Genomic DNA, 23,083 nt, shown 5'->3' with positions numbered 1-23,083 from the left:
CCAGATGCAAACCGTGGGTTCCGTTGCCGCGTCCTAAGCTGTTCAATGTGCCCCGGCACCGAGCCAGACGGGACGCCATAAAAAGAATGCTCCCACGCAGCAGAAGGGAGCCATGATGAGGAGCCACCAACCGCCATGCTCAGTTTCATCGCCCGCCGCTTCGGGCTGCTGATCCCGACCTTCTTCGGCGTCACCCTGCTGACCTTCGCGCTGATCCGCCTGATCCCCGGCGACCCGGTGGAAGTGATGATGGGCGAGCGGCGCGTCGATCCGCAGATGCACGCCGAAGCCATGCACCGCCTCGGCCTCGACAAGCCGCTGTACCAGCAGTACCTGGACTACGTCGGCAACCTCGCCCAGGGCGATCTCGGCGAGTCGCTGACTACCCGCGAAAGCGTCTGGAACGAATTCCTCACCCTGTTCCCCGCCACCCTGGAACTGTCGCTGGCGGCCATGCTGTTCGCCGGGACCTTCGGCCTGCTCGCCGGGGTGATCGCCGCACTCAGGCGCGGCTCGCTGTTCGACCACGGGGTGATGACCATCTCGCTGGCCGGCTACTCGATGCCGATCTTCTGGTGGGGCCTGATCCTCATCATGCTGTTCTCCGTGAAGCTCGGCTGGACGCCGGTGTCCGGGCGCCTCGACCTGCTCTACGACATCGAGCCCAGGACCGGCTTCATGCTCATCGACACCCTGCTCTCCGACGAGGAAGGCGCCTTCGTCGACGCCGTGCGCCACCTGATCCTGCCGGCCATCGTGCTCGGCACCATCCCGCTGGCGGTGATCGCGCGGATGACCCGCTCGGCGATGCTCGAAGTGCTGCGCGAGGACTACGTGCGCACCGCCCGCGCCAAGGGCCTGTCGCCGGCCCGCGTGGTGTTCGTGCATGCCCTGCGCAACGCGATGATCCCGGTGCTCACGGTGTTCGGCCTGCAGGTCGGTGCGCTGCTCGCCGGCGCAGTGCTGACCGAGACCATCTTCTCCTGGCCGGGCATCGGCAAATGGCTGATCGACGCCATCGCCCGCCGCGACTACCCGGTGGTGCAGAACGGCATCCTGCTGGTGGCGACCCTGGTGATCATCGTCAACTTCATCGTGGACGTCCTCTACGGACTGGCCAACCCACGCATCCGCCATCAGCGCTGAGGAGCCCGCCCGGTGAACGAAGCCATCAACGCTCCCGCCAGCGACCCGAGCCTGGTCTACCCCTCCCCGCTGAAGGAATTCTGGCAGCACTTCGCGCACAACAAGGGCGCGGTGGGCGGCCTGCTGTTCATGTGCCTGATCGTCTTCTGCGCGCTGTTCGCGCCCTGGGTCGCGCCGCACGATCCGAGCGAACAGTTCCGCGACTTCCTGCTCACCCCGCCGGTGTGGCTGGAAGGCGGCCAGGCCCGGTTCCTCCTCGGCACCGACGAACTCGGCCGCGACCTGCTCTCGCGGCTGATGCACGGCGCGCGCCTGTCGCTGCTGATCGGCCTGTCCTCGGTAGTGATGTCGCTGATCCCCGGCATCGTCCTCGGCCTGCTCGCCGGCTTTTCGCCGAACCGCCTGGGTCCGGTGATCATGCGCCTGATGGACATCATGCTGGCGCTGCCCTCGCTGCTGCTGGCGGTGGCCATCGTCGCCATCCTCGGCCCGGGGCTGATCAACACGGTGATCGCCATCGCCATCGTCTCGCTGCCGGCCTACGTGCGCCTGACCCGCGCCGCGGTGATGACCGAACTGAACCGCGACTACGTCACCGCCTCGCGCCTGGCCGGCGCCGGCACCCTGCGCCTGATGTTCGTCACCGTACTGCCGAACTGCATGGCGCCGCTGATCGTGCAGGCCACCCTGAGCTTCTCCTCGGCCATCCTCGACGCCGCCGCGCTGGGCTTCCTCGGCCTGGGCGTGCAGCCGCCGACGCCCGAGTGGGGCACCATGCTCGCCTCCGCGCGCGACTACATCGAGCGCGCCTGGTGGGTCGTCTCGCTGCCCGGCCTGACCATCCTGCTCAGCGTGCTGGCGATCAACCTGATGGGCGACGGCCTGCGCGACGCGCTGGACCCGAAGCTGAAGAGCGCGGCGTGAGGAGCATGCAGATGAACTTCATTCGCCACGCCGACCCTGTAGAAGCCAGCTTGCTGGCGATGCTTTTGGCCTCGACCACGATCGCCAGCAAGCTGGCTCCTACAGGTATGCAATATCGCCAAGCCTTCTACCCGGAGACCGCCGTATGAGCCTCCTCGAAATCCACAACCTCTCGGTGCGCTTCGGCGGCGCCGATGCCGTGCCGGTGGTGGACGGCCTCGACCTGCAGGTGGACAAGGGCGAAGTGCTGGCCATCGTCGGCGAATCCGGTTCCGGCAAGTCGGTGACCATGATGGCGCTGATGGGCCTGGTCGACGCCCCCGGCAGGGTCAGCGCCACGCGCATGCAGTTCGACGGGCGCGACATGCTCAAGCTGAAAGGCCGCGAGCGGCGGCGCATCGTCGGCAAGGACATCGCGATGATCTTCCAGGACCCGATGACCGCGCTCAACCCCAGCTACACCGTCGGCTACCAGATCGAGGAAGTGCTCAAACTGCACCTCGGCCTGCGCGGCAAGGCGGCGCGCCAGCGGGCGCTGGAGCTGCTGGAAAAGGTCGAGATCCCCGGTGCCGAGCAGCGCCTGAACGCCTTCCCGCACCAGCTCTCCGGCGGCATGAGCCAGCGCGTGGCGATCGCCATGGCCATCGCCGGCGAGCCCAAGCTGCTGATCGCCGACGAACCCACCACCGCCCTCGACGTGACCATTCAGGCGCAGATCATGGAGCTGCTGCTGAACCTGCAGCGCGACCAGGGCATGGCACTGATCCTGATCACCCACGACCTCGCCGTGGTCGCCGAGACCGCCCAGCGCGTCTGCGTGATGTACGCCGGCCAGGCGGTGGAGATCGGCGGCGTGCCGGCGCTGTTCGACGCACCGACGCATCCCTACACCGAGGCGCTGCTCAAGGCGATTCCCGAGCACAGCGCCGGCGAGGAACGCCTGGCCACCCTGCCCGGCATCGTCCCCGGCAGGTACGACCGCCCGCAGGGCTGCCTGCTGTCCCCGCGCTGCCCTTACGTGCAGGACAACTGCCGCACCGTGCGCCCAGCCCTGGAAGCTCATGAGCGCGGCGCGGTGCGCTGCTTCTACCCGCTCAACCTGAACACCGAGGTGGCCCGATGAGCGCCGTCCTGACCGCCCGCGACCTGACCCGTCACTACGAAATCTCCCAGGGCCTGTTCAAGCCGCACGCCCTGGTCCGCGCGCTGAACGGCGTGTCCTTCGAACTGCAGGCCGGCAGGACCCTCGCCGTGGTCGGCGAATCCGGCTGCGGCAAGTCCACCCTGGCGCGCGCGCTGACCCTGATCGAGGAGCCCACCTCCGGCTCGCTGCAGATCGCCGGCCACGAAGTGAAGGGCGCCGGCCACGACACCCGCAAGCAGCTGCGCCGCGACGTGCAGATGGTCTTCCAGAACCCCTACGCCTCGCTCAACCCGCGGCAGAAGATCGGCGACCAGCTCGGCGAACCGCTGCTGATCAATACGAATCTGTCGCGCAGCGAACGCCGCGAGCGGGTGCAGCAGATGATGAAGCAGGTCGGCCTGCGCCCCGAGCACTACCAGCGCTACCCGCACATGTTCTCCGGCGGCCAGCGCCAGCGTATCGCCCTGGCCCGCGCCATGATGCTGCGGCCCAAGGTGCTGGTGGCGGACGAACCGACCTCGGCGCTGGACGTGTCGATCCAGGCGCAGGTGCTCAATCTGTTCATGGACCTGCAGCAGGAATACGGCACCGCCTACGTGTTCATCTCCCACAACCTGGCGGTGGTGCGCCACGTGGCCGACGACGTGCTGGTGATGTACCTCGGCCGCCCGGCGGAAATGGGTCCGGCGGAGAAACTCTATGAACGCCCGCTGCACCCCTACACCCAGGCCCTGCTCTCGGCCACCCCGGCGATCCACCCGGACCCGGGCAAGCCCAAGATCAGGATCCAGGGCGAACTCCCCAACCCGCTCAACCCGCCTAGCGGCTGCGCCTTCCACAAGCGCTGCCCGTATGCCACCGAGCGCTGCAAGACCGAGGTGCCGGAACTGCGCCTGCTCGATGCGCGGCAGGTGGCTTGCCACCATGCGGAGCAGTTCCTGGAGTGACAAGCGGGTCGCGGGCATGGCCCGCTCCTACAACGCCGCACGGACACCTGTAGGAGCGGGCCATGCCCGCGACATCCCGGCCCGCCGAAATATCGCCAGCAAGCTGGCTCCTACGAAGAGCGTTCACGCTGGAAGAACTGGTAGAACTCGCGCATTTCCACCTGCGCCCGCTCCAGCGAGCCCGTGACGAAGTGCACCTCGCCATGCGCCGGGCATTGCGCCAGCCGCGCCAGGTCGAGGGGATGGAGCACGCCGAGCAGCGGATAGCCGCCCATGCTCTGGCGGTCGGCGAGCAGGATGATCGGCTGGCCGCTGGGGGGAATCTGGATCGCGCCGCTCACCACGCCCAGCGACCACTGGCGCGGCGGCGCGGCGACGGGATCGCCGCTCAGGCGAACGCCCATGCGGTCGGATTGCGGGCTGATCTTCCAGGTCTGGCCGAAGAACGCTGCGCGCTGTTCGACCGAGAATTCGTCGGTGCCGGGCAGCACGCGCAGCAGCGGCACCTTCCGGTAGTCCGGGCGATAGCTCCAGGGCACGCTGGCCGCCCGTTGGAAAACAGCGGAAGCACAGGGCAGCAGATCGCCCTCGGCCAGCGCCCGCCCATCGCCCTGCAATCCACCCAGCCCGTCGCGCCGCTGGCTCGCGACGCTGCCCAGCACCGGCTCCGCCTGAAAACCGCCGGCCGCGGCCAGGTACGCACGCTGTCCGGCAGCGGCGAAGCCCAGCTTCAGGCGTTGCCCGGCGCGCACGGCGAAGCGCGACCAGGCCGGCAGTTCCACCTCATCCAGAGTCGCCGGCAGTTCGGCGCCGGTCAGCGCCAGCCAGGTATCGGCCTGCGCCTCCAGCTCCACGCCGCCCAGCGCGATCTCCAGCAGCGGCGTGCCCCAGCGGTTGCCGAGCAGGCGATTGGCCCAGGCCGCGGCGTGGATATCCACAGGTCCGCACGGCGACACGCCGAGATGCTGCCAGCCATGCCGGCCGGCGTCCTGCAGCAGGCTCAGCGGCCCCGCCCGGAGGACGCGCAGGCCGCTCATGCCCCGCCTGCGGCGCGGTAGGGCGCCTCGTCGATCGGCAGGAAGCGCACCCGGTCGCCCAGCGCCAGCGGACAGGGCGGCTCGGCGGCGGGATCGAACAGGCGCCGCGGCGTGCGGCCGATCAGATGCCAGCCGCCCGGCGAGGCCTGTGGATAGACCGCCGTCTGCCGCTCGGCGATGGCCAGGCTGCCTGCCGGCACATGAGTGCGCGGCGTGGCCCGGCGCGGCAGGGCCAGGCGTTCGTCCAGTGCGCCGAGATAGGCGAAACCGGGCGCGAAACCGATGGCGCCGACGCGGTATTCGCGGCCCGCATGCAGGTCGATCACCTGCGCGACCGACAGACCGCAGGCGGCCGCCACCTCGGGCAGGTCCTCGCCGCAGTACCAGATGGGGATTTCATGCAGGCGCCCCGCCTCGCTCGGTGCGGAGTCAGACTCCCAGTCCGCCAGCAGCGATTGCACACGCTGCTGCAGCGTCGGCAGGTCGATGCGCAGCAGGTCGTAGTGCAGCAGCAGCGTGGTCCAGCCGGGCACCACGTCGGTCAGGCAAGCGCCCATCTGCTCGCGCGCGCGCCGCGCCAGGGCGGCGATGCGCAGCGGCAGATGCTCGTCGGGATGTTCCGCCAGGGTCAGCAGCAACGCCTCGGCGCCCAGCGGCTGGAGGCGTGTCATGCGGCGTCCAGCAGGCCACGCAGGCGCCGCAGCACCGCCAGGGATTCCGGGTTGTCGCCGTGCACGCAGAGGCTGTCGGCGCGCAGCAGCAGCGGATTGCCGTCGATGTCCGGGAAGGGTTCGCCGCGGGCGATGGCCAGGGCCTGGGCGAGGATGCGCTGCGGGTCGTGGTGCACCGCATTCGGCAACCGCCGTGGGGCGAGCTGGCCGTCGGACAGATAGGCGCGGTCGGCGAAGGCTTCGAACATCAGCGGCACGTCGGCGGCGTCGGCCAGTTCCAGTTCGCGGCGGTTGTCGGCCAGCGCCAGCACCATCAGCGGCAGGCGCTTGCGGTAGGCGGCGCAGGCATCGAGCACCGCGCGCAGCAGGGCGTCGTCGCGCACCAGGTCGTTGTACAGCGCGCCATGCGGCTTGACATAGGCGACCTGGGTGCCGGCCGCCCGGCAGAACGCATCCAGCGCGCCGACCTGGTACAGCACCATGGCCTGCACCTCGTCCGGCGAACAGCTCATGTGCCGGCGGCCGAAGCCGGCGAGATCGGGATAGGACGGATGCGCGCCGACGCTGACGCCATGCTCGACCGCCAGGCGCACTGTGCGCTGCATGATCAGCGGATCGCCGGCATGGAAGCCGCAGGCCAGGTTGGCCTGGTCGATCAGCGGCATGGCGTGGACGTCGTCGCCCATCTTCCAGGCACCGAAGCTTTCACCCATGTCGCAGTTGAGGAGGATTCGGGTAGTCATGCCTGGAAGCTTAAAGCTGGAAGCCCGGAGCGGGAAGCAGAACGGAGTCCGGGGTGGTCCAGGGGTCGCGGGCATGGCCCGCTCCTACAGGTGAGATTCCGAGTAGGAGCAACTGTCTCGTGCCGTGGCCAATCGCTGGTGTAGGGCGAATGAAGCGGAACGCTTCATCCGCCGACCAAGCCGCGCCGATGGGATGGCGGATAACGCTGGCGCGTTATGCGCCCTACCCGGATGCCCCATTGAAGCGTAGGAGCGGGCCATGCCCGCGACCGGCGAAGCCTCAATACACGTCGCGCCGATAGCGCCCGGTTTCCAGCAACGATTCGACTTCCAGATCGCCGAGCACTTCGCGCAGCGCCCGGTCGACGCCCTCGGCCATGCCCTGCAGGCTGCCGCAGACGTGGATCACCGCGCCATCGTCGAACCATTCGCGCAGGGTCTCGGCCTGCTCCCGCAGGCGGTCCTGCACGTAGACCTTCTCCGCCTGGTCGCGGGAGAAGGCCAGGTCGAGGCGCTGCAGCCAGCCTTCGGCCAGCGCGCCTTCCAGTTCCTCGCGGCAGTAGAAGTCATGGGCGCGGTTGCGCTCGCCGAACAGCAGCCAGTTGCGCCGGCGGCCGGCGGCGATGCTGGCGCGCAGCAGGGAGCGCAGACCGGCGAGGCCGGTGCCGTTGCCGATCAGGATCAGCGGGCGGTCGTCGTCGCTCAGGTGGAAGGCGCGGTTGCTGCGCAGGCGCAGCAGGATGCTGTCGCCCAGCGGCAGGTATTCGGTCAGCCAGCCGGAGCAGATGCCCAGGCTGCCGTCGGCGTGCTGTTCCTGGCGCACGATCAGTTCCAGGGCGCCGTCGCTGCGCAGCGAGGCGATGGAGTACTGGCGTACCGAGAGCCTGACCAGCGCGTCGTACAGCGCCTGGGCGTGCAGGCCGAGCAGGTCGTCCAGGTGCGGCGGCAGCAGGCAGCCGGCCAGTGCGGCGTGCAGCGGCACGCGCATGCCGTCGGCGTCCACCATCGTTTCGGCGTCCACGCCCAGCCGTGCGATCCACTGGCGGACCAGGTGCCCGGGCTGGCGCGGGACGATTTCCACCAGGTCGCCGGCGCGCCAGTCGATCTGCGAATCGGCCGGCGCGTCCAGGCGCAGCAGCCAGGTGGATTCGCCCTGGCTGCCGGGGTTCAGGTGCCGGCGGGCGCCAAGGGTCCAGACTTCGAACGCCTGCTGCGCGGCGAAGGCCGTCTGCGGCGTGGCGCCGGTCAGCGCCGCCAGCTGCTTCTGCCAGCCGTGCAGGGCGGTGGCGTCGCCGTTGTCCACTTCGATGCCGTCGAACATCGGCCGCGCACCCTGCCCCTGCAGCCAGCCCTGCAGGCGCCGGGCGAAGCCGCAGAACTGCTGGTACTGGCGGTCGCCGAGGGCGAGCACGGCGTAGCGCAGGTCGCCCAGGCGCATGGCCTGGCCGAGCACCTGGCGCTCGAAGGCGCGGGCGCTGTCCGGCGCCTCGCCGTCGCCGAAGGTGCTGACCACGAACAGCGCGTTGCGCACGCTTTCCAGCTCGTCGCGCTGCAGCCGCGCCAGCGGCTCGACCCGCACCGGCAGGCCGGCGGCCTGCAGCTGGCCGGCGCTCTGCCAGGCCAGACGCTCGGCGAAGCCGCTCTGGCTGGCGTAGCCGATCAGCCAGGCATCGCTGTCGTCGCTGGCCTGCAGCCCGCCGCGTGCCGCCTGCGCCGCGCGCTTCTTGCGCCGGCGGTCGAGGTAGAGCAGCCAGCCGGTGATGAAGAACAGCGGCATGGCCAGGCTGGCGAGCATCATCAGGATGCGTCCGGTCAGGCCGAAATAGCTGCCGACGTGCAGCGCGTAGACGCTGGTCAGCAGTTGCTTGCCGAAGCTGCTGTCGGCGTAGCGCCTGTCGGCGAGCAGCTTGCCGCTGGCCGGGTCGATGCGCATCTCGTTGAAGGCGCGCTCGTGGGCGGCGTCGTCGAGCATGTAGAACACCGTCGCCGGCTGCCCACCCACCGGCGGCAGGCGCAGGTTGTAGGCGCTCAGGCCGGGACCGCCGGTCTGCTGGATGGTCGCCCACAGCGCCGGGTAGTCCACCACCAGCGGCGGGCCGCTGGGTGCCTCGCCGCGGCGGAAACCTTCGCCGCGCTTGCCCTCGCCACGTCCGCCCTTCTGTGCGGCAGGGGCGTCGTCGAGCAGGCGGGTGAGGCCGGCGCGGTACCACTCGTAGGACCAGAACAGGCCGGTCAACGCCGCCAGCAGGTAGAGCGCCAGGCACCAGGTGCCGGCCACGGCGTGCAGGTCCCAGTTGAAGCTGCGGCCCTTGCGCTTCCAGTCGAGGGTCAGCCAGGCGCGCCAGTTGCCTGCGCGGCGCGGCCAGCGCAGGTACAGGCCGGACAGGCACAGGTAGAGGAGGATCAGGGTGCAGGCGGCGGTGATCTGCTTGCCCACCTCGCCGGCGGCGAGGAAGCGGTGCAACTGCATGGTGAAGTTGAAGAAGCCTTCGCCCTTCACCGGCGGCAGGAATTCGGCGCTGTAGGGATCGACGTAGCGCCCTTCGCCGCGCCGCTGGCCGGGCTTGGGCGTGTAGAAGATGCGCGCGGCCTTGTCGCCGTCGGTCTCGACCCAGACGAAGGCGACCTTCTTGCCGGCGGACGCGCCTTCCACCCGGCGCACCAGTTCGTCCAGCGGCAGCACGCCGCTTTCGCGCTTCTCCACCGAGAGACTGGCCGGGTTCATGGCGCGCAGGATCTCGTCCTGGAACGACAGCATGCCGCCGGTCACGCCCATCAGGGCGAGCACCAGGCCGGCGCTGATACCGAACACCCAGTGCAGCTGGAACCAGACTTTCTTCATCACTTCGGCCTCGCCTTCAACCCGCAACGCTCCGCGACGGCGGAGGCGGCGCATTCTATTGATAACCACCCGCAGGCGCAGCCTTCACGCCTTTGGGGGTCCGTCCCTGGACAAAGAAAAACCCCGCCCGAAGGAGCATCGGGCGGGGACGGCTCACTCAAGGTCTGTCGACGTTTTGTTCCGACCGGAAAGAACGTCAACAGACCCTATGAGCATCAGAAGTGGAAGTTCACACCCAGCAGCGCGGTGCGGCCCGGTGCCACGTGGGCCAGGTGGGTGCTGTAGACCTGGTCGAAGTAACGCTTGTCGGTCAGGTTCTGCACGTTCAGCTGCAGGTCGACGTTCTTGCTGACCACGTACTTGGCCATCGCGTCGTAGCGCCAGTAGGACGGGATCATGGTGCTGTTCGCGGTGTTGCCGAACTGCTCGTCGACATAGGTGGTGCCGGCGCCCACTGTGAAGTTCTGCAGGATGTCGTAGGTGCTCCACAGGGTGAAGTTGTTCAGCGGAGTCTGCGGCATGCGGTTGCCTTCGTCGCTGGCGGTGGTGGACTTGATGATCTCGCTGTCCATGTAGGTGTAGCCGCCGAAGACCTTCCACTGCCGGGTCAGGTTGCCGCTGAAGCCGAGCTCGACGCCCTGCACGCGCTGCTCGCCGTCCAGCACCTGCTGGGTGGAGACGTCCGGCGAGGCGACCCGGGCATTGGTCTTGTCGGTGCGGAACAGCGCGGCATTCAGCGACAGCGCCGCGTCGAAGAAGTCCCACTTGGTGCCGATCTCGTAGTTCTTGCTGCGTTCCGGATCGAGGCTGGCGTTGGCGTCGCTGAGTTCCTGACCACCCTCACCCGCGGTCTCGCCGCTCGGGTTGCTCGAGGTCGACCAGGCCACGTAGATGCTGCCGTTGGGCGCCGGCTTGTAGACCAGGCCAGTCTGGTAGTTCCAGAAGTGGGTGTTGTTCTCGCGCTTGAAGTTGCCGGGCAACGCACCACGACCGCCGGTGCTGAAGCCGCTGGACTCGATATCGAAGTCGTCGTAGCGCAGGCCGAGGTTCAGGTCCCACTGCTCGTTCAGCGCCATGGTGTCGAACACATAGATGGCGCTGGTCCTGGTGTCGGTATCGGTGAAGGCTGCGCTGTCAGCGATGGTGCCGGTCCAGTTGTCCTTCGGCGTCGGGTTCTCCAGGCTGGTGCAGTCGCCGGAAGCGATCAGCGCCGGGGTGCAGACGTTGCCGCTGCCGCCACCGGGAGTGACGACGTACGGACGGTTGTGCACATCCTCGTAGCTGAACTCGATGCCGGTCACCAGGTTGTGGGAAACGCTGCCGGTGTCGAAGGTGGCCTTCAGGTCGGTCTGGTTGACCCAGCCCTTGGAGGTCGAGTTGCGGCTCTTCGCGGAGCGGTAGACCAGGCCGTTGACCACGTTGCCGCGGCTGTCGTCCGGGTTGGTGACGATGTAGTCCAGGGTGGTGCGGACCACGCGGGTGCTGTTGGAGATCGTCAGGTTGTCGTTGATGTCGTGCTCGAGGCGGATGGTGCCGCTGTCGGTGGTGCTTTCGCGGTAGTCGCGGTCGTTCAGGCCATAGAAGTTGTCGCGATCCACCGACACCGGCTTGCTCGGGTTGTGCTTGCTGCGGTTGACGTTGGTCAGCGGCAGGCCGTAGTCCGGCATGTCGTCGGTGCTGAGGTGGTAGTAGGAGAAGGTCGCGCGGGTCGGCGAGTTGAAGCCGAAGGTGACGGTCGGCGCCACGCCCCAGCGGCTGACACTGACTTCGTCGCGGCCGGCGACGTGGGCGTCGTGCTTCATCAGGTTCAGGCGGAAGGCCGCGTTGTCGCCCAGCATGTGGTTGACGTCGAGGGTGGTGCGGCGGGTCTGGTCGGAACCGTAGGTGAAGCTGGCGTCGTTGAAGTTGTCCTGCTTGGCGGTCTTGCTGATCAGGTTCAGGCTGCCACCGGTGGAGCCGGCGCCGGTGAAGGCCGAGCCCGGGCCCTTGCTCACTTCGATCTGCTCGATGTTGAACACTTCGCGGGTCTGCGAGGCGACGTCGCGCATGCCGTCGAGGAAGGTGTCGCTCTCGGCGTTGAAGCCGCGGATGAACGGACGGTCACCCGCCGGGTTGCCACCCTCGCCGGCGCCGAAGGTGATGCCGGGCGTGGTGCGCAGGGCATCGGCCAGGGTCAGGGCACCGGTATCCCGGATCACCTGCTGCGGGATCACGGTGACGGTCTTGGGCGTCTCCAGCAGCGGCGCGGTGTATTTCTTCGAGGCCGACTGCTGGACGTTGTAGGTCTCTTCCTGCTTCTCGCCGACGACGGTGTCGGAGTCGAGATTCAGTACGTCCTGGGTGGATTTCTTTTCCGCCGGCTCGGCGGCCAGGGCGAAGTGGCTGCCGGACATGGCGGTGATCGCCACGCCGACAGCGGAAGCCAGCAAACGCGGTGAATTGACGGCGGCTTCGGAAGATTGACGCGACATTACATGACCCTCCCCAGGGGACGTTCGTGAAGGCCGCGCAATCTATTGCAATTGGGAATCCATATCAATTACCAGATATTCTCATACGCATGTAATTTACAACATTTACATTTCGATACCCCTGGTTTGCGTGCGGTTTTCCTGTACTGCGCCAATAAGAATCAATATCATTGGCCACCTTTCCAACCGCCCCCGGACATTCCCATGCTGCTGCACATTCCCGGCATCTTTACCCGCGAGGAAGTCACCCGTATCCGCGCCGCCCTGGAGCAGGCCGACTGGGCGGACGGCAAGGTCACCGCCGGCTACCAGTCGGCCAGGGCCAAGCACAACCTGCAGTTGCCGCAGGACCATCCGCTCGCCCGCGAGATCGCCGAGGCCATGCTGCAGCGGCTGTGGAACAACCCGCTGTTCCAGTCCGCCGCGCTGCCGCACAAGGTGTTCCCGCCGCTGTTCAACTGCTACACCGGCGGCGGCTCCTTCGACTTCCACATCGACAACGCCGTGCGCGACGTCCAGGGCGGCCGCGAGCGGGTGCGCACGGACGTGTCCTCGACGCTGTTCTTCAGCGACCCGGACGAGTACGACGGCGGCGAACTGGTGATCCAGGACACCTACGGCACCCAGCAGGTCAGGCTGCCGGCCGGCGACCTGGTGCTCTACCCCGCCACCAGCCTGCACAAGGTCAACCCGGTCAGCCGCGGCGCCCGCTACGCTTCGTTCTTCTGGACCCAGAGCCTGGTGCGCGAGGACAGCCAGCGCGCCCTGCTGTTCCAGATGGACCAGGCGATCCAGAAGCTCACCGCCGACGTTCCGGAGCATCCCTCGCTGGTCGAGCTGACCGGCACCTACCACAACCTGTTGCGCCGCTGGGTGGACGTTTGACTTTCTATCTGCGCCGGAGCGAAGAGCTCTCTCCCGAGGAACTCCAGCAGCGCCTGGCGGAGAACCCGCGCGAGGCCGCGCGGCTGATCCTCGCCGCCGCCCGCGAGGGCGAGCTGGAGGCGCAGGCCCTGCTCGGCCAGATCCTCCTCGACGGCCACGGCATCCAGCGCGACCCGGCGCTGGCGATCACCTGGTTCCGCATCGCCGCCGAACGCGGCCAGCCGATGGCGCGCAACATGCTCGGCCGCTGCCTGGAGCATGGCTGGGGCTGCACGGCCAATGCGGCGGAGGCCGCGCGGCACTACCGCATCGCCGCCGACGCCGGGCTCGACTGGGCCATGTACAACCTCGCCAACCTGCACGCCACCGGCCGCGGCGTGGCCCTCGACCAGCAGCGCGCCTTCGCCCTCTACCAGAGCGCCGCCCGGCTCGGCCACGCCAAGTCGCTGAACCTCCTCGGCCGCTACTACGAGGAAGGCCTGGTGGTGGAACGCGACCTCGACTACGCCTTCGCCTGCTACCTGCGCTCGGCGGAAGGCGGCGACTTCCGCGGCCAGTTCAGCCACGCCGCGGTACTCGCCGGCCAGGGCCGCCTGGCCGAGGCGGAAGACTGGCTGCGCAGGGCGCTGGAGGGCGGCAACCTGAACTTCCTGCGCGTCGCCCGCAGCCAGCTGGAGGGCTCGCCCTATCGCCCGCTCCGCCAGTTGGCGCTGGACTACTACCAGCGGGCGGCGGAGCTGGGCGATGACGCCGACCTGCAGGCCTTGCAGGATGCGGCGGGGCGCTTCGCGGCGTAGCCCCCGCGCGGATTGGACCTGTAGGCGCGCGCCATGCGCGCGACATTCCGGGCGGGTCGCGGGCATGGCCCGCTCCTACAACATCCATGGTTCCCACGCTCCTGCGTGGGAATCATGAAAGATGTGAAGACAGTTGCGCCTACGGACCACCTGAATGCCGGACCTGTAGGAGCCAGCTTGATGGCGATCCGAGGTATCAGCCGGCAACGCTGTGCACAGGGAAACGAATTGATCGCCAGCAAGCTGGCTCCTACGAAAACAGACTCGTACCCCGACCGGCAGGAGCGCGCCATGAGCACTCCGCGCAAAACAAAAACGCCCCGCATCATGCGGGGCGTTTTTTCATGGAGCGGGCCTTACAGGTAGAACGCCTTCAGCGGCGGGAAGCCGTTGAATTCCACCGCGCTGTAGCTGGTGGTGTAGGCGCCGGTGGACAGCCAGTACAGGCGGTCGCCGGCGGCCAGGTTCAGCGGCAGGCCGTACTTGTAGTGCTCGTACATGATGTCGGCGCTGTCGCAGGTCGGGCCAGCGATCACCACTTCTTCCATCTCGCCCTTCTTCTCGGTCCAGATGGGGAACTTGATCGACTCGTCCATGGTTTCGATCAGGCCGGAGAACTTGCCGACGTCGGCATACACCCAGCGCTCCACCGCGGTGCGCGACTTGCGCGCGACCAGCACCACTTCGCTGACCAGGATGCCGGCGTTGGCGATCAGCGAACGGCCCGGCTCGAGGATGATTTCCGGCAGGTCGTCGCCGAAGTCTTCCTTGAGGAAACGGATGATTTCCTCGGCGTAGGTTTCCAGGTCGTTGGTCTTGGCGATGTAGTTGGCCGGGAAGCCGCCGCCCATGTTGATCATCTGCAGGGTGATGCCGTCTTCTTCCTTGAGGCGCTCGAAGATCACCTTGACCTTGGCGATGGCCGCATCCCACACGGAGATGTCGCGCTGCTGCGAGCCGACGTGGAAGGAGATGCCGTAGGGCACCAGGCCCAGTTGGCGGGCGAGGATCAGCAGGTCCATGGCCATGTCGGTCTGGCAGCCGAACTTGCGCGACAGCGGCCAGTCGGCGGTGGTCGAACCCTCGGTGAGGATGCGCACATAGACCTTGGAGCCCGGCGCGGCCTTGGCGATGTTGCGCAGGTCGGCTTCCGAGTCGGTGGCGAACAGGCGCACGCCCTTCTCGTAGAAGTAGCGGATGTCCTTGGCTTTCTTGATGGTGTTGCCGTAGCTGATGCGCTCCGGGCCGACGCCGGTCTTCATCACCTTGTCCAGCTCGTAGATCGAGGCGATGTCGAAGTTCGAACCCTTGTCGCGCAGCAGTTCGGTGATCTCGGTGGCCGGGTTGGCCTTCACCGCGTAGTAGACCTTCGCGAACGGGAAGCAGCTGACCAGCTGGTCGTAGGAATTGGCGATGGTGGCCTTGTCGATGACGACGAAGGGGGTTTCCTGCTTATCGGCGAAATCCTTCATGCGCTTGAAGGTTTCAGGCGCGAAGTAATCCTCGACCTTGATGGACATACCGGGGGCTCCCAATGGCAAAACAAATGGATTCGTAGGGTTGAAGCTGAACGTCTAATCCGTTTCCCCACTTTGGTTCGCCTACTTCCCAAGGCATGTCGCCGAGCATCACCGGTACCGGGTAGCGACACCGGTAACCTCTCGTCGTCAGTACTTGAGCCGGATGGATCGTTTCCAGCATGGACGTTCGGGCGCGAACTTTAGGACCAAGGGGGGGTGAGTTCAATAAAAAATTCCGATTTCCGACAACCTTTTTGACGAATCCGCTTGACTGTTTCGGATTTACAACGAAATGCATGAAATCCCGCACAGGACGAGGGGTCCGGCGGCATCGTCATTCAGCATGGCCTGCATTTCTGACAGACCGGCGACCAGGACCAGGGTTCACTCCGGCAGGACGGGAACCCGCCCGGGCGGGCACAGTCACACCCCCTCATCCGTTCATGCGGTTATGATCCGGACTCGCCTGCCCGTCGCAGGCTTCTTTCGTATGCGCCCACGGCTCAGGGATTGGCCACTTGGGACAGGTATTTGCCTTCCACTACAGGAAACCCACGTCATGCTCGATCTAGCAGCGGCGTTCATCGCCCTGACCACCCTGCTCACCTACGTGAACTACCGCTTCATCCGCCTGCCGCCGACCATCGGCGTGATGGCCACCGCCCTGGTCTTCTCGCTGCTCGCCCAGGGCCTGTCCCTGCTCGGCTATCCGGTGCTGGAGCTGGAGATGCAGCAGATCATCGCCCGCATCGATTTCTCCGAAGTCCTCATGACCTGGTTCCTGCCGGCGCTGCTGTTCGCCGGCGCGCTGCACGTCGACCTCAGCGACCTGCGCGACTACAAGTGGCCGATCAGCCTGCTCGCCACCCTCGGCGTGCTGATCGCCACCACGGTGATCGGCGCCCTCGCCTACTACACCTTCGCCCTGTTCGGCTGGCACGTGAGCTTCATCTATTGCCTGCTGTTCGGCGCGCTGATCTCGCCCACCGACCCGATCGCCGTGCTCGGCATCCTCAAGTCGGCCGGCGCGCCCAAGCCGCTGGCCACCACCATCGTCGGCGAGTCGCTGTTCAACGACGGCACCGCGGTGGTGGTGTTCACCATCCTCATCGGCATCCTCCAGCTCGGCACCACGCCCACCGTTGGCGCCATCTCCTGGATGTTCGTCCACGAGGCGGTCGGCGGCGTACTGTTCGGCGCGGCGCTGGGCTACGGCATCTACGTGATGATGCGCGGCATCGACCAGTATCAGGTGGCGGTCATGCTCACCCTCGCCCTGGTCATCGGCGGCGCCGCGCTGGCCGCGCGCCTGCACGTGTCGGCGCCGATCGCCATGGTGGTGGCCGGGCTGATCATTGGCAACCACGGGCGCACCTACGCCATGTCCGACGAAACCCGCCGCTATGTGGACAAGTTCTGGGAGCTGATCGACGAAATCCTCAACGCCCTGCTGTTCGCCCTGATCGGCCTGGAACTGCTGCTCCTGCCGTTCAGCTGGCTGCACATCGTCGCCGCCTTCGCCCTCGGCGGCGCGGTGCTGATCTCGCGCCTGCTCACCGTGGCGCCGGCCATCGTCATCCTCCGCCAGAGCGCCAAGATCCGTCCCCACGTGCCGACCGGCACCATCCGCATCCTCGCCTGGGGCGGCCTGCGCGGCGGCGTCTCGGTGGCGCTGGCGCTGTCCCTGCCGCTGGGTCCGGAGCGCGACCTGATCCTCAGCCTGACCTACATCGTGGTGCTCGCCTCGATCCTCATCCAGGGCCTGTCCATCGGACCGCTGGTGCGCTGGCTGTATCGCGGGCAGGAGCCGGTCGCCGCAGAGGCGCACTGACCCCGTCCCCCATCCGGCGGCCGCGCGCCGCCGGATGTTCCGCAATACCCCTGAAAGCCTGGTGAAAGGCTCCGGCCGTTAAAATGATAACAATTATCATTTGAATGACCGCTCCGAGCCGGGGTACCCCTTGCCGAGTCTCGACCTCGCCCACCACGCCGCACTGCACACCCTCTATAGCGACCATCGCCGCTGGCTCACCGGCTGGCTGCAGCGCCGTCTCGGCTGCCCGCAGAACGCCGCCGACCTGACCCAGGACACTTTCATCAAGGTGCTGCTGTCGCGCCAGGCCGACCGCATCGACGAACCGCGCGCCTTCCTCACCACCATCGCCAAACGCGTGCTGTGCAACCACTACCGCCGCCTCGACGTCGAGCGCGCCTGGCTGGAAGCGCTGGCCAGCCTGCCGGAGCAGGAAGTGCCCAGCGAGGAGACCCGCGCCATCGTGCTGGAAACCCTGGTCGAGCTGGACCGCCTGCTCGACGGCCTGCCGCGCCTGGCGAAGGAGGCGTTCCTGCTGGCCCAGCTCGACGGCCTCGCTTATGCCGAGATCGCCGCGCAGTTGGGCATCTCCCTGAGCAGCGTCAAGCGCTACATGCTCAAGGCCGCGCAGCGCTGCTACTTCGCGGAGTCTTAGACCGATGCCGCTTCCCCGTCCTCCCAGGGTGCCGCCGCAGGTGGCCGAACAGGCCGTGCGCTGGCTGGTGGAGCTGCAGGGCGGCCCCCACGACGAGCGCCTGCGCCAGGACTGGCAGCGCTGGCGCCAGGCGGCGCCGGAACACGAGCAGGCCTGGAAGCATATCGAGGCGGTCAACCGCCGGCTCGACGGCATCGCCACGCCGCTGGCGCGGGCAGCGCTGGAACGCCGACTACGCCACCGCCGCCGACGGCAGCCGCATCCAGCTGAACAGCGACAGCGCGCTGGAATTCAACGGTTTCCCGCCGCTGAGGGCGTTCTACCTGTAAGCCGGTAAGTGCCATGAAAAGCGCCTCGCATTTGCGGGGCGTTTTGTTTCCGCAGAGTGCTCATGGCGCGCTCCTGCCGGTCGGGGTACGGCTCTGTTTTCGTAGGAGCCAGCTTGCTGGCGATCAATTCGTTTCCCTGTGCACAGCGTTGCCGGCTGATACCTCGGATCGCCAGCAAGCTGGCTCCTACAGGTTTGGCATCCAGGTGATTCGTAGGAGCGGGCCATGCCCGCGACCGGTCGCGCCCAGGTGCGCTCCTACAGGTCCAATCCGCGCGGGGCGGACTGAAAAAATCCCTCACGACCTGAGCCTTTTTCCGCACCTCGCGTGACAGAGGAGGAAAGCCAACCTGCAAAACACCGGAGCACCTCCCCAGATGTCCCTCTCCCGCGTCCTTTCTCCCCTGAGCCGCGCCCTGCTTCTCGCCTGCCTCGGCGGCGCCGCCCTGGCACCGGCCGCCGCGCTGCACGCCGCCGAAATCCGCAGCGATGAGCGCCAGTACTACCGCATCCCCGCCGAACCGCTGGAACAGGCGCTCAACCATCTGGGCCAGAAGGCCGGCGTACTGATCGCCTTCAGCCCGGAACAGACCGCCGGCCGCCGCAGCCAGCCGCTGGATGGCGAATACACTGCCGCCGAGGCGCTCGCCGCGCTGCTCGCCGGGTCCGGCCTTCAAGCCCAGCCGCGCGAGGATGGCGCCTTCACCCTGCAGGCCGCGCCGGGCGAGGAACCGGCCGACCTGCAGGCGGTCACCGTGGTTGGCGACTGGCTGGCCGATGCCAGCGCCGTCGACGTCTTCGAACACCCCGGCGCGCGCGACGTGGTGCGCCGCGAGCAGTTCCAGGCGCAGGGCGCGGCCACCACCCGCGAAGTGCTGGACCGCATCCCCGGCGTCAGCGCGCCGCTGAACAACGGCACCGGCAGCCACGACCTGGCGCTGAACTTCGGCATCCGTGGCCTCAACCCGCGCCTGGCCTCGCGCTCCACCGTGCTGATGGACGGCATCCCGGTGCCCTTCGCGCCCTACGGCCAGCCGCAACTGTCGCTGGCGCCGGTGTCCATGGGCAACATGGACGCGGTGGACGTGGTGCGCGGCGGCGGCGCGGTGCGCTACGGGCCGCAGAACGTCGGCGGCATCGTCAACTTCGTGACCCGGGCGATCCCCGAGGACTTCACCACCCGCCTCGACGTGCACACCGAGCAGAGCCCGGACTCCACCCACGACGGCCTCAAGACCACCCACAGCGCGCTGATCGGCGGCACCGGCGCCAATGGCCTCGGCGGCGCCCTGCTCTACTCCGGCACCCGCGGCGGCGACTGGCGCGAGCACAGCGACACGCGGATCGACGATGTGATCCTCAAGGGCCGCTTCCAGCCCAACGAATTCCACAGCTTCTCGGCCATCACCCAGTACTACGACGGCGAGGCCGATATGCCCGGCGGCCTGAACGTGGCGGACTACCGCGACGATCCGTACCAGTCCACCCGCCCGTTCGACAAGTTCTGGGGCCGCCGCACCCTGGCCAGCGCCAGCTACGAATTCACCCCCAACGCCCGGCAGAAGCTCAACGTCACCGGCTTCTTCACCAGGACCCTGCGCAGCGGCTACCTCGACCAGGGCAAGAACCTCACCCTGTCGCCCCGCGAATACTGGGTACGCGGCCTGGAAACCCGCTTCACCCAGGGCTTCGAGCTGGGCGAGACGCGCCACGAGGTCGGCGTCGGCCACCGCTACGTCAACGAGGCCAGCCACGAGCTGCGCTACTGGAGCCCGGCCAGCAGCGGCATCCTGCCGACCACCGGCAGCCCCAACGACCGCGACACCCGCGGCGCCACCGAGGCCAACGCCTTCTACATCGACGACCGCATCGACATCGGCGCCTGGACCATCACCCCCGGCATCCGCTACGAGAAGATCGACTCGCACCTCGACAACCTGCTGAAGAACACTCGCGACAGCGGCCGCTACAACGCCTCGCTGCCGGCGCTGAACGTCATCTACCACCTCGACCCGAACTGGAACCTCTATGCCAACACCGAAGGCTCCTTCGGCACCGTGCAGTACAGCCAGATGGGCAAGGCGGTGAAGAGCGGCGACATCGAGCCGGAAAAGGCGCGCACCTGGGAGCTCGGCACCCGCTACGACGACGGTATCCTGCGCGCCGAACTGGGCGCCTTCCTGATCAACTTCGACAACCAGTACGAGAGCAACCAGCAGACCGACAGCGTCACCGCCCGCGGCAAGACCCGCCACAAGGGCATCGAGGCGGCCATCGGCTACGACCTGGCGGCGCTCGACCCCATGTTCGCCGGCTTCGACGTCTACGCCAGCTACGCCTACGTCGACGCCACCATCCGCGAGGATGGCCCGAACCAGGGCAACCAGGTGCCGTTCTCCTCGAAGCACAAGGGCACCCTCGGCGCCAACTACCGCAGCGGCCCGTGGGGCTACAACCTCGACGGCAGCTTCCAGTCCAGCCAGTACGCCGACAATGCCAACACCGAGGCGGAAAGCGCCGACGGCAGCACCGGCCGCATCGCCGGCTGGATGGTCTGGAGCGCCCGCGGCAGCTACGACTTCGGCCCGCAACTGAACGGCCTGGAACTCAGCGCAGGCGTGAAGAACCTGTTCGACCGCCGCTACTACACCCGCTCGTTCGACGACAACAACAAGGGCCTCTACGTCGGCCAGCCGCGTACGCTGTACGTGCAGGCTTCGGTGGGGTTCTGAGTGATGGAGGGGGCTGCCAGGCCGGCAGCCCCCGGATGACAGGCATCCCGGTGCGCGGTGTTTTGGCGCTATAATCCCGCGCTTTTCCAGACGCCCCGCGCGGGCGCCGCACTCCGCATCCAGCAGGCACGCATCCATGAGCATCCAGGCCGCCGAAGTCGCCAAGCGCCGCACCTTCGCGATCATCTCCCACCCCGACGCCGGTAAGACCACCATCACCGAGAAGCTCCTGCTGATGGGCAAGGCGATCGCCGTCGCCGGGACCGTGAAGTCGCGCAAGTCCGACCGCCATGCCACCTCCGACTGGATGGAGATGGAAAAGCAGCGCGGCATCTCCATCACCACCTCGGTGATGCAGTTCCCCTACCGCGAGCACATGATCAACCTGCTCGACACCCCCGGCCACGAAGACTTCTCCGAAGACACCTACCGCACCCTGACCGCGGTGGACTCGGCGCTGATGGTCCTCGACGGCGGCAAGGGTGTAGAGCCGCGCACCATCGCCCTGATGGACGTCTGCCGCCTGCGCGACACGCCCATCGTCAGCTTCATCAACAAGCTCGACCGCGACATCCGCGACCCGATCGAACTGCTCGACGAGATCGAGGCAGTACTGAAGATCAAGGCCGCGCCGATCACCTGGCCGATCGGCTGCTACAAGGACTTCAAGGGCGTCTACCACCTCGCCGCCGACAAGATCATGGTCTACACCCCGGGCCACGGCCACGAGCGCACCGAAGCCAAGATCATCGAGAAACTCGACAGCGACGAGGCCCGCGCGCACCTGGGCGACATGTACGACGACTTCGTCGAGCAGCTGGAGCTGGTGCAGGGCGCCTGCCACGCCTTCGACGAGACCACCTTCCTGCAGGGCGAAATGACCCCGGTGTTCTTCGGCACCGCGCTGGGCAACTTCGGCGTCGACCATGTGCTCGACTGCGTGGTCGACTGGGCCCCGCCGCCGCTGGCGCGCGCCACCCACGAGCGCAGCGTCGAGCCGGTCGAGGAGAAGTTCTCCGGCTTCGTGTTCAAGATCCAGGCGAACATGGACCCGAAACACCGCGACCGCATCGCCTTCATGCGCATCTGCTCGGGCAAGTACGAGAAGGGCATGAAGATGCGCCACGTGCGCCTCGGCAAGGACGTGAAGATCGCCGACGCCCTGACCTTCTTCTCCTCCGAGCGCGAGCAGCTGGAAGAGGCCTACGCCGGCGACATCATCGGCCTGCACAACCACGGCACCATCCAGATCGGCGACACCTTCAGCGAAGGCGAGGCGCTGGGCTTCACCGGCATCCCGCACTTCGCCCCGGAACTGTTCCGCCGCGTGCGCCTGAAGGACCCGCTGAAGTCCAAGCAGCTGCGCCAGGGCCTGCAGGAACTGGCCGAGGAAGGCGCGACCCAGGTGTTCTTCCCCGAGCGCAACAACGACATCATCCTCGGCGCCGTGGGCGTGCTGCAGTTCGACGTCGTCGCCAGCCGCCTGAAGGAGGAATACAAGGTCGAGTGCATCTACGAGCCGATCAACGTCTGGTCGGCGCGCTGGATCGAATGCGGCGACGAGAAGAAGCTCAAGGAATTCAGGGACAAGGCCTTCGAGAACCTCTCCGTCGACGGCGGCGGCCACCTCACCTACCTCGCCCCGACCCGCGTCAACCTCAGCCTGATGGAAGAGCGCTGGCCGGACGTGAAGTTCCGCGCGACGCGCGAGCATCACTGATCCGCTTCACGCCAGACCTGTAGGAGCCAGCTTGCTGGCGATCAATGTTTCAAGCCGGCCACCTCGGTAACAAGTGGAACTCCGGATCGCCAGCAAGCTGGCTCCTACATAAAACCGACATGCAACGGAGCTTGGAATGGATTCCAGCCTCTTCGCCCACCGTGGGCACGCCTTGCGGAGTGGTCGCTTCTCCGAGCCTGGCAGGGCCTACCTGCTCACCGCCGTAACCCACAACCGCCGTCCCCTCTTCACCGACTGGCACGCCGCGCGCCTGCTGGTCGCCGAATTGCGCCGGGCTCATGATGAGCAACAAGTCGACTCCCTCGCCTGGGTAATCATGCCGGACCATCTGCACTGGCTGGTGCAGCTTGGCTCCCTGCCACTCCCATCCCTTATGCAGAGCATCAAGTCACGCAGTGCCATTGCCCTTCACAGGGCTGGATTCGGTCAGGTTGGCCGCTTGTGGCAGAAGGGCTTCCACGATCACGCCCTGCGTCACGAGGAGGCTCTGCAGGAAGTAGCCCGCTATATCGTCGCCAATCCTCTACGGGCAGGACTGGTCAAGCGGATCGGCGACTACCCACTCTGGGACGCGGTATGGGTGTAGTGCCACACCCGTCGCAAAGAAGCCATCCCCGGAGATTTCCTCCTCCCGAAACCCGGACCTGTAGGAGCCAGCTTGCTGGCGATCAGTTCCTCCAGACACGT

At 67.2% G+C, this 23,083-nt stretch carries 19 protein-coding genes; 13 read left to right on the top strand and 6 right to left on the bottom strand.

From position 1 onward, the window contains the following. Positions 1-135 precede the first annotated feature (135 nt). From BLR75_RS24940 to BLR75_RS24925, 5 genes are read left to right on the top strand one after another with little or no spacing between them, the layout of a single operon-like run. Entirely contained in the window at positions 136-1,146 is a 1,011-nt protein-coding gene (locus tag BLR75_RS24940; protein WP_084314987.1) for an ABC transporter permease subunit, read from the top strand. A gap of 12 nt (positions 1,147-1,158) precedes the next feature. Continuing rightward, positions 1,159-2,070 carry an ABC transporter permease subunit gene (locus BLR75_RS24935; protein ID WP_084314986.1) on the top strand — a complete coding sequence of 304 codons (912 nt, stop codon included), beginning with the start codon at positions 1,159-1,161 and terminating at the stop codon, positions 2,068-2,070. Between the two features lie 11 nt (positions 2,071-2,081). Then, on the top strand, positions 2,082-2,219 hold the full coding sequence (locus tag BLR75_RS26840) for a hypothetical protein (RefSeq protein WP_169720299.1): 138 nt from the start codon (positions 2,082-2,084) through the stop codon (positions 2,217-2,219). Then, complete coding sequence (locus tag BLR75_RS24930) at positions 2,216-3,193, top strand: ABC transporter ATP-binding protein (protein WP_084314985.1); 978 nt, start codon at positions 2,216-2,218, stop codon at positions 3,191-3,193. The genes BLR75_RS26840 and BLR75_RS24930 overlap by 4 nt, the downstream gene beginning before the upstream one ends. Further along, a complete protein-coding gene (locus BLR75_RS24925) occupies positions 3,190-4,161 on the top strand; it encodes a peptide ABC transporter ATP-binding protein (RefSeq protein WP_084314984.1) in 972 nt (323 codons plus the stop codon). The genes BLR75_RS24930 and BLR75_RS24925 overlap by 4 nt, the downstream gene beginning before the upstream one ends. A 110-nt stretch (positions 4,162-4,271) precedes the next feature. Here the strand turns inward: BLR75_RS24925 and BLR75_RS24920 are convergent, their stop codons facing one another. The 5 genes from BLR75_RS24920 to BLR75_RS24900 form a co-directional block, all read right to left on the bottom strand. Further along, the gene (locus BLR75_RS24920; RefSeq protein ID WP_084314983.1) at positions 4,272-5,198 is read right to left on the bottom strand and encodes a 5-oxoprolinase subunit C family protein; all 927 of its coding nucleotides are present in this window, start codon (positions 5,196-5,198) and stop codon (positions 4,272-4,274) included. Then, complete coding sequence (gene pxpB, locus BLR75_RS24915; RefSeq protein ID WP_084314982.1) at positions 5,195-5,869, bottom strand: 5-oxoprolinase subunit PxpB; 675 nt, start codon at positions 5,867-5,869, stop codon at positions 5,195-5,197. The genes BLR75_RS24920 and pxpB overlap by 4 nt, the downstream gene beginning before the upstream one ends. Continuing rightward, positions 5,866-6,612 carry a 5-oxoprolinase subunit PxpA gene (locus BLR75_RS24910; protein WP_084314981.1) on the bottom strand — a complete coding sequence of 249 codons (747 nt, stop codon included), beginning with the start codon at positions 6,610-6,612 and terminating at the stop codon, positions 5,866-5,868. The genes pxpB and BLR75_RS24910 overlap by 4 nt, the downstream gene beginning before the upstream one ends. 280 nt (positions 6,613-6,892) lie before the next feature. Beyond that, positions 6,893-9,454, bottom strand: coding sequence for a sulfite reductase flavoprotein subunit alpha (locus BLR75_RS24905; RefSeq protein ID WP_084315043.1), 2,562 nt, complete (start codon positions 9,452-9,454; stop codon positions 6,893-6,895). A gap of 215 nt (positions 9,455-9,669) precedes the next feature. Beyond that, positions 9,670-11,925: a TonB-dependent receptor gene (locus BLR75_RS24900; protein ID WP_084314980.1), complete on the bottom strand. Its 2,256-nt coding sequence runs from the start codon at positions 11,923-11,925 to the stop codon at positions 9,670-9,672. A gap of 204 nt (positions 11,926-12,129) precedes the next feature. Here BLR75_RS24900 and BLR75_RS24895 point away from each other — a divergent pair, with 204 nt between their 5' ends. Next, the gene (locus BLR75_RS24895; protein ID WP_084314979.1) at positions 12,130-12,810 is read left to right on the top strand and encodes a Fe2+-dependent dioxygenase; all 681 of its coding nucleotides are present in this window, start codon (positions 12,130-12,132) and stop codon (positions 12,808-12,810) included. Beyond that, the gene (locus BLR75_RS24890) at positions 12,807-13,607 is read left to right on the top strand and encodes a tetratricopeptide repeat protein (protein WP_084314978.1); all 801 of its coding nucleotides are present in this window, start codon (positions 12,807-12,809) and stop codon (positions 13,605-13,607) included. Before BLR75_RS24895 ends, BLR75_RS24890 begins: the two co-directional genes overlap by 4 nt. A gap of 356 nt (positions 13,608-13,963) precedes the next feature. Here the strand turns inward: BLR75_RS24890 and BLR75_RS24885 are convergent, their stop codons facing one another. Continuing rightward, the gene (locus BLR75_RS24885) at positions 13,964-15,127 is read right to left on the bottom strand and encodes a type III PLP-dependent enzyme (protein ID WP_084314977.1); all 1,164 of its coding nucleotides are present in this window, start codon (positions 15,125-15,127) and stop codon (positions 13,964-13,966) included. Between the two features lie 559 nt (positions 15,128-15,686). On the opposite strand from BLR75_RS24885, the gene BLR75_RS24880 reads away from it, so the two are divergent. The 6 genes from BLR75_RS24880 (at position 15,687) to BLR75_RS24855 (ending at position 22,982) form a co-directional block, all read left to right on the top strand. Continuing rightward, complete coding sequence (locus BLR75_RS24880) at positions 15,687-16,958, top strand: cation:proton antiporter (RefSeq protein WP_084314976.1); 1,272 nt, start codon at positions 15,687-15,689, stop codon at positions 16,956-16,958. A 130-nt stretch (positions 16,959-17,088) separates the two neighbouring features. Next, positions 17,089-17,595: a sigma-70 family RNA polymerase sigma factor gene (locus BLR75_RS24875; RefSeq protein WP_084314975.1), complete on the top strand. Its 507-nt coding sequence runs from the start codon at positions 17,089-17,091 to the stop codon at positions 17,593-17,595. Positions 17,596-17,599: 4 nt separating this feature from the next. Then, complete coding sequence (locus BLR75_RS24870) at positions 17,600-17,932, top strand: FecR/PupR family sigma factor regulator (RefSeq protein WP_371858158.1); 333 nt, start codon at positions 17,600-17,602, stop codon at positions 17,930-17,932. 368 nt (positions 17,933-18,300) lie between these two features. Beyond that, complete coding sequence (gene fecA, locus BLR75_RS24865) at positions 18,301-20,655, top strand: TonB-dependent Fe(3+) dicitrate receptor FecA (RefSeq protein WP_084314974.1); 2,355 nt, start codon at positions 18,301-18,303, stop codon at positions 20,653-20,655. Between the two features lie 136 nt (positions 20,656-20,791). Then, complete coding sequence (locus tag BLR75_RS24860; protein WP_084314973.1) at positions 20,792-22,375, top strand: peptide chain release factor 3; 1,584 nt, start codon at positions 20,792-20,794, stop codon at positions 22,373-22,375. Positions 22,376-22,511: 136 nt separating this feature from the next. Then, positions 22,512-22,982, top strand: coding sequence for an REP-associated tyrosine transposase (locus BLR75_RS24855; RefSeq protein ID WP_084314972.1), 471 nt, complete (start codon positions 22,512-22,514; stop codon positions 22,980-22,982). The last annotated feature ends 101 nt before the right edge of the window (positions 22,983-23,083 follow it).

The organism is Pseudomonas jinjuensis, assembly GCF_900103845.1.
Taxonomy (GTDB): Bacteria; Pseudomonadota; Gammaproteobacteria; order Pseudomonadales; family Pseudomonadaceae; genus Pseudomonas; species Pseudomonas jinjuensis.
The sequence above is the reverse complement of the archived record's forward strand: the minus strand, read 5'-3'. Positions and strand labels throughout refer to the sequence as shown.

Excerpts from the sequence above, each read along its gene's own strand:
- BLR75_RS24940 (WP_084314987.1), top strand. The coding sequence starts at position 136 with ATGCTCAGTTTCATCGCCCGCCGCTTCGGGCTGCTGATCCCGACCTTC.
- BLR75_RS26840 (WP_169720299.1), top strand. The coding sequence starts at position 2,082 with ATGAACTTCATTCGCCACGCCGACCCTGTAGAAGCCAGCTTGCTGGCG.
- BLR75_RS24930 (WP_084314985.1), top strand. The coding sequence starts at position 2,216 with ATGAGCCTCCTCGAAATCCACAACCTCTCGGTGCGCTTCGGCGGCGCC.
- BLR75_RS24925 (WP_084314984.1), top strand. The coding sequence starts at position 3,190 with ATGAGCGCCGTCCTGACCGCCCGCGACCTGACCCGTCACTACGAAATC.
- BLR75_RS24920 (WP_084314983.1), bottom strand. The coding sequence starts at position 5,198 with ATGAGCGGCCTGCGCGTCCTCCGGGCGGGGCCGCTGAGCCTGCTGCAG.
- pxpB (WP_084314982.1), bottom strand. The coding sequence starts at position 5,869 with ATGACACGCCTCCAGCCGCTGGGCGCCGAGGCGTTGCTGCTGACCCTG.
- BLR75_RS24910 (WP_084314981.1), bottom strand. The coding sequence starts at position 6,612 with ATGACTACCCGAATCCTCCTCAACTGCGACATGGGTGAAAGCTTCGGT.
- BLR75_RS24905 (WP_084315043.1), bottom strand. The coding sequence starts at position 9,454 with ATGAAGAAAGTCTGGTTCCAGCTGCACTGGGTGTTCGGTATCAGCGCC.
- BLR75_RS24900 (WP_084314980.1), bottom strand. The coding sequence starts at position 11,925 with ATGTCGCGTCAATCTTCCGAAGCCGCCGTCAATTCACCGCGTTTGCTG.
- BLR75_RS24895 (WP_084314979.1), top strand. The coding sequence starts at position 12,130 with ATGCTGCTGCACATTCCCGGCATCTTTACCCGCGAGGAAGTCACCCGT.
- BLR75_RS24885 (WP_084314977.1), bottom strand. The coding sequence starts at position 15,127 with ATGTCCATCAAGGTCGAGGATTACTTCGCGCCTGAAACCTTCAAGCGC.
- BLR75_RS24880 (WP_084314976.1), top strand. The coding sequence starts at position 15,687 with ATGCTCGATCTAGCAGCGGCGTTCATCGCCCTGACCACCCTGCTCACC.
- BLR75_RS24870 (WP_371858158.1), top strand. The coding sequence starts at position 17,600 with ATGCCGCTTCCCCGTCCTCCCAGGGTGCCGCCGCAGGTGGCCGAACAG.
- fecA (WP_084314974.1), top strand. The coding sequence starts at position 18,301 with ATGTCCCTCTCCCGCGTCCTTTCTCCCCTGAGCCGCGCCCTGCTTCTC.
- BLR75_RS24860 (WP_084314973.1), top strand. The coding sequence starts at position 20,792 with ATGAGCATCCAGGCCGCCGAAGTCGCCAAGCGCCGCACCTTCGCGATC.
- BLR75_RS24855 (WP_084314972.1), top strand. The coding sequence starts at position 22,512 with ATGGATTCCAGCCTCTTCGCCCACCGTGGGCACGCCTTGCGGAGTGGT.